Source organism: Actinomyces sp. MRS3W (genome assembly GCF_032465695.1).
In the GTDB taxonomy this organism is placed as follows: domain Bacteria; phylum Actinomycetota; class Actinomycetes; order Actinomycetales; family Actinomycetaceae; genus Actinomyces.
In genome coordinates this window covers 1-5,438 of record NZ_JAWDJJ010000097.1, presented here as the reverse complement: position 1 = coordinate 5,438, position 5,438 = coordinate 1, and the positions used below count along the sequence as shown (strand labels likewise).

Here is a 5,438-nt window from a genome sequence, read left to right as displayed (position 1 = left end):
CAGCCACGCAGCCCCCGCCGATTCGGCGGCGCCGCCCACCCCGCAGCCGGCGCCCTACGCCCCGGTCGGCCGTATTCCCGTCACCGAGGTCTTCCCCGTCGTCGAGGACGGGCGCTGGCCGGCCAAGGCCGTGCCGGGCGAGGTCTTCCCCATTCGCGCCACGGTCTTCCGGGAGGGGCATGACCGCTTCGGCGCCACCGCTGTGCTCGTGCGCCCCGACGGCACCGACGGCCCCAGCGCCCGCATGTACGAGATCGGCATCGGCCTGGACCGCTACGAGGCGCGCCTGGCCGCCGACGCCCCGGGCGACTGGGGCCTGCGGGTTGAAGGCTGGTCGGATCCCTACGGCACCTGGGCGCACGACGCCGGGGTCAAGGTTCCCGCCGGCGTCGACGTCGAACTCATGCTGGAGGAAGGGGCCCGCGTGCTTGAGCGCGCAGCCGCCGTCCCCGGGCGCGAGGAGGCCGACGCCGAGGTCCTCCTGCACGCCGCCGTCGCACTGCGCGATCAGTCCGCCTCCGCCGCCGACCGCCTGGCGGCCGGGCTGTCGGGCGACGTCACCGCCGTATTAGACCGGCTGCCGCTGCGCGACTACGTCTCCCCCTCAGCTACCTACCCGCTGCAAGTTGACCGGCGCCGTGCTCTGGCGGGCTCCTGGTATGAGATCTTCCCGCGCTCCCTGGGCGCGCACAAGGATGAGCAGGGCCTGTGGCACTCCGGCACGCTACAGTCGGCCACCCGTCGGCTCGACCGCATCGCCGCTATGGGCTTCGACGTCCTTTATCTCACCCCGGTTTCCCCCATCGGCATCACCAACCGTAAGGGACGCAACAACACGCTCGACGCCCATCCGGATGACCCGGGCTCCCCGTACGGTATTGGCTCCCCCGAGGGCGGCCACGACGCCATCCACCCGGACCTGGGCACCTTCGACGACTTCGACGCCCTGGTGATGCGGGCCCGGGAGCTCGGCATGGAAGTGGCCCTCGACCTGGCCCTGCAGTGCTCCCCGGACCACCCCTGGGTTGCCGAGCACCCCGAGTGGTTCACGATTCTGGCCGACGGCTCCATCGCCTATGCCGAGAACCCGCCCAAGAAGTACCAGGACATCTACCCCCTCAACTTCGACAACGACCCCGAGGGCATCTACGCGGCGATACTGGACGTGGTGCGCACTTGGATCAGCCACGGGGTGACGATCTTCCGGGTGGACAACCCGCACACCAAGCCGCTTCCCTTCTGGCAGCGGCTCATCCGGCAGGTGCGCGAGGACAACCCCGAGGTGCTCTTCCTGGCCGAGGCCTTCACCCGCCCCGCCATGATGCGCACCCTGGCCAAGATCGGCTTCCACCAGAGCTACACCTACTTCGCCTGGCGCAACACCAAGGAGGAGCTGACCGACTACCTGGTGGAACTGTCCCAGGAGACCGCGCACATCATGCGCCCCACCTTCTGGCCCACGACGCATGACATCCTCACGCCCTTCATGACCAACGGCAAGGTGCCGGCCTTCAAGCTGCGGGCCGTGCTCGCCGCCACCATGTCGCCGTCCTGGGGCATCTACTCCGGCTACGAACTGGCCGAATCCGTGCCGCGCCCCGGGTACGAGGAGCAGATCGATAACGAGAAGTACGAGTACAAGCAGCGCGACTTCGGCGCCGCCCGGGTCAACGGCATCGAGGATCTACTCACCCGGCTCAACTCCGCCCGGCACGCCCACCCCGCACTGCAGCAGTTGCGGGACGTGTGGTTCCACCCCACCAGTGATGACTCGCTCATCGCCTACTCCAAGCGGGTGGACGCCGCCCACTCCGCCACGGGCAAGGACGACGTCGTGCTGACGGTGGTCAACCTCGACCCCTACGGCGCTCACGAGGGAGAGATCTACTTGAACCTCGAGCAGCTGGGCCTGCCCGGCTGGGTCGATGGCTCCCGGCCCGTGCTGCGGGTCACCGATGAGCTGACCGGGGACGTCTACGACTGGTCCGGGCAGAACTATGTGCGACTGGACCCCTTCGCGGGGCGGGTCGCTCACGTGTTCTCCGTACAGCCGCTGTGACGGACGACCGCTTGTTTCCGGCTCGATGACAACCGAAGGAGCCCCGTGACCATTCCCGGTGTTCCCACGCTCCCCGCCCAGCCGCGCCCCGGCATCAGTACGGATCCGGACTGGTTCCGCACCGCCGTGTTTTACGAGGCGCTGCTGCGCTCCTTCGCGGACTCCAACGCCGACGGCGTCGGCGACTTCCGTGGGCTGGCCTCCCGCCTGGACTACCTGGCGTGGCTGGGCGTGGATGCGATCTGGATCCCGCCCTTCTACCCCTCCCCCATGCGTGACGGCGGCTACGACATCTCCGACTACACCGGCGTTGATCCCCGCTACGGGACCATGGAGGACTTCCGCACGCTGGTCGAACAGGCGCATGAACGGGGCATCCGCATCGTCATCGACCTGGTGCTCAACCACACCTCCGACGCCCACCCCTGGTTCCAGGCATCCCGCCGGGACCCGGACGGCCCCTACGGGGACTTCTACGTGTGGGCGGATGACGACGCCGGATACGCCGATGCCCGCATCATCTTCGTGGACACCGAGCGTTCCAACTGGAGCTACGACGAGGTGCGCGGCCAGTACTACTGGCACCGCTTCTTCTCTCACCAGCCCGACCTCAACTATGACAACCCCGCCGTCGTGGCGGCAGTGCATGAGGTGGTGCGCTTCTGGGCGCGCACCGGGGTCGACGGCTTCCGCCTGGACGCCATCCCCTACCTGGTGGAGCGGGAGGGCACCAACTGCGAGAATCTGCCCGGCACCCACCGCCTGGTGGCCGACCTGCGCGCAATGCTGGACCGGGAGTTCCCCGGCACCATCACCATTGCCGAGGCCAACCAGATGCCCGAGGAGGTAGTGGCCTACTTCGGCACCGACTCCGCGCCCGAATGCACCATGTGCTTCCACTTCCCCGTTATGCCGCGCATCTTCGCCGCCCTGCGCGAGGGCAGCGCCACGGCGATCCGCACGGTGCTTGAGGCGACCCCGCCGCTGCCGGCTCACGGACAGTGGGGCACCTTCCTGCGCAACCACGACGAGCTCACCCTGGAGATGGTGTCCGATTCCGAGCGCGCCCAGATGTACCACTGGTACGCGCCCGTGGACCGGATGCGCGCCAACGTCGGCATCCGCCGCCGCCTGGCGCCGTTACTGGGCGACTCGCGCGCGGAACTCGAACTGGCCCACGTGCTGCTGCTGTCCCTGCCGGGTTCGCCCTGCCTGTATTACGGCGATGAGATCGGCATGGGCGAGAACATCTGGCTGCCCGACCGCGACGCCGTGCGCACTCCTATGCAGTGGGACCACTCGGCGAATATGGGCTTTTCCGCCTGCACGGACCCCGCTGCTCTCACCCTGCCGCTGATCGCCGACCCCGACTACGCCCCGCGCTGCGTGGCCGATGCTCTGGCGGACCCGGGCTCGCTGCTGCACTTCCTGCGGCGCGTGCTGCGGGTGCGCCGCGAGCACCCGGTGCTGGGGCGTGGCACCTTCACCCCGCGTGAGACCTCGGACGCCGCCATCCTGGCGCACACCCGCATGCAGGCGCCCGCCGGGCAGGAACCCGGTCAGACGCTGCTGTGCCTGGCTAACCTGGCGCCCGCAGCACGCGACGTCGTTGTGGAACTGCCCGATCTGGCTGGCTGCGACACCCGCATCGTGCTGGACGCCACCGGCCAAGCGCCGTCTCCCATCGACGCGCGCGGGCGCCTGGCCACCCGGCTGCCGGCGCGCGGCTACCGTTGGCTCGCCATCATTCCCGCAGGAGAGGAGAACCAATGAGCGCTCCGAGCCGTCTTACCCCCGCCCCGGCTTGGCCCGAGGACGCCGTCCTGCTGGAGGCGCTGGAGCCGTGGATGGCACAGCGCCGCTGGTATCCCCTCAAGGGCGAGCGCCCCGTCGGACCGCTGCGCCTGGCGGGACGGTGGGACCTGGGCGACGGCGTGCGCGATCTGCTCATCGCCGTCCCCCGCGGCGAGGACGCGCAGGTGCTGGTACACGTTCCGCTCGTACTCGCACCCGCCGATAAGCTCGCCGACTTCGCCGCCCCCGGCGAGGCGGCCGGTAATGAAGGCTTGATTCTGTCCACCGCCGGGCTTGCGAGTCCGATCGCCCTCGTCGACGGCGCCCATCACCCCGATTTCTGGCGCGCCTGGGCTAAGGCCGCCCTGGCGGCCGGCACCACGCTCGGCGAAGACGGGGCCCGGGCGATCGCCCAGCGCGCGGACCGCCTTCGGGTCACCACCGGGGAGCAGTCCAACACCAGCGTGGTCATGCCCGCCCCCACCGAGGAGAAGGCCGGACCGGATGATGCGACGATCGGCGACCTCATCGTCAAGCTCTTCCGCGTGCTCGCACCCGGCCGCAATCCGGACGTCGAGGTGTCGGTTGCCCTGGCCCGCGACGGCTGGGATCGTGTGCGCACCCCGGTGGCCTGGTCCACGCTGACCTGGGCCGACCCGGGCACCGGCGCGGAGCAGACCGCAGATGCCGCCGTCGCCTGCACCTTCGTGCCCCGCGCCGACGACGGCTTCGAGCTGCTGTGCGCGCTGGCCGGCGACGACGACGGCGACGGCCCCACACGCACCCGCGCCCTGGCCCTGGCCCGAGACCTAGGTGCTACCACCGCCCAGATGCACACCCACCTGGCCGCCTCCCTGGGCACGACCGAGCCGTCTACCCCCGCCCAGCTGGCGAGCGCGTTGCGCGAGCGCGCTCGCTGGGCAATGACGGAGGTGCCCGAGCTGGAGGCGAAGCTGCCGCACTTGGGCGAACGCGTCGAGGCAGTACTGTCCGAACTCGCCGCCCTGCCGCAGTTGCCGCCGGCCACGCGGGTGCATGGTGACTACCATCTGGGGCAGGTCTTGCACGCGGACGCCGAACAGCGCTGGTACGTGCTGGACTTCGAAGGCGAGCCGCTGCGTCCCCTGGCCGAGCGCAGTCAGCCGGATCAGCCGCTGCGGGACGTGGCGGGCATGCTGCGCTCCTTCGACTATGCCGCCGAGGTCGGCCGCGCCGCCCGACCCGACTGGCTGCCCGCTGTGCGCGACGCCTTCCTGGACGGCTACTGGGCCGCAGCCCCGGTGCCCGTCGACGTCGCCACGGCGTCCCGGCCGAGCCCGCAGGAGGCCACGCTGCTTAATGCGCTCGAACTCGACAAGGCCCTGTATGAGGCCGTGTACGAGGCGCGCAACCGCCCCGACTGGATCGCGATTCCGCTGCACGGCATCGAGATGATCCTGACCATTTGACCGCGTCATGTCCGCGTCGCCAGCGTCGGCTACGTGAGACATGTCGTCCCCGCCGGGTTGCACCGGTATAAAGTCCCCCCTCAGCCGCCCGTCGCATGGAAGAGTGAGAACATGACCGACGTCACCAGCCCCGAGCC

At 69.9% G+C, this 5,438-nt stretch carries 3 protein-coding genes; all 3 read left to right on the top strand.

The annotated features are described in order from the left end of the window. The first annotated feature begins 73 nt into the window (after window positions 1-73). The 3 genes from RWX45_RS03020 to RWX45_RS03010 are packed head-to-tail and all read left to right on the top strand — an operon-like array spanning window position 74 to window position 5,301. Window positions 74-2,059: an alpha-1,4-glucan--maltose-1-phosphate maltosyltransferase gene (locus RWX45_RS03020; RefSeq protein WP_316022306.1), complete on the top strand. Its 1,986-nt coding sequence runs from the start codon at window positions 74-76 to the stop codon at window positions 2,057-2,059. Window positions 2,060-2,104: 45 nt separating this feature from the next. Then, entirely contained in the window at window positions 2,105-3,832 is a 1,728-nt protein-coding gene (gene treS, locus RWX45_RS03015; protein ID WP_316022305.1) for a maltose alpha-D-glucosyltransferase, read from the top strand. Continuing rightward, window positions 3,829-5,301 carry a phosphotransferase gene (locus RWX45_RS03010; protein WP_316022304.1) on the top strand — a complete coding sequence of 491 codons (1,473 nt, stop codon included), beginning with the start codon at window positions 3,829-3,831 and terminating at the stop codon, window positions 5,299-5,301. Before treS ends, RWX45_RS03010 begins: the two co-directional genes overlap by 4 nt. Window positions 5,302-5,438: the final 137 nt, after the last annotated feature.

Bases quoted from the DNA above. Each gene is read 5' to 3' on its own strand.
- RWX45_RS03010 (WP_316022304.1), top strand. From the start codon at position 3,829: ATGAGCGCTCCGAGCCGTCTTACCCCCGCCCCGGCTTGGCCCGAGGAC.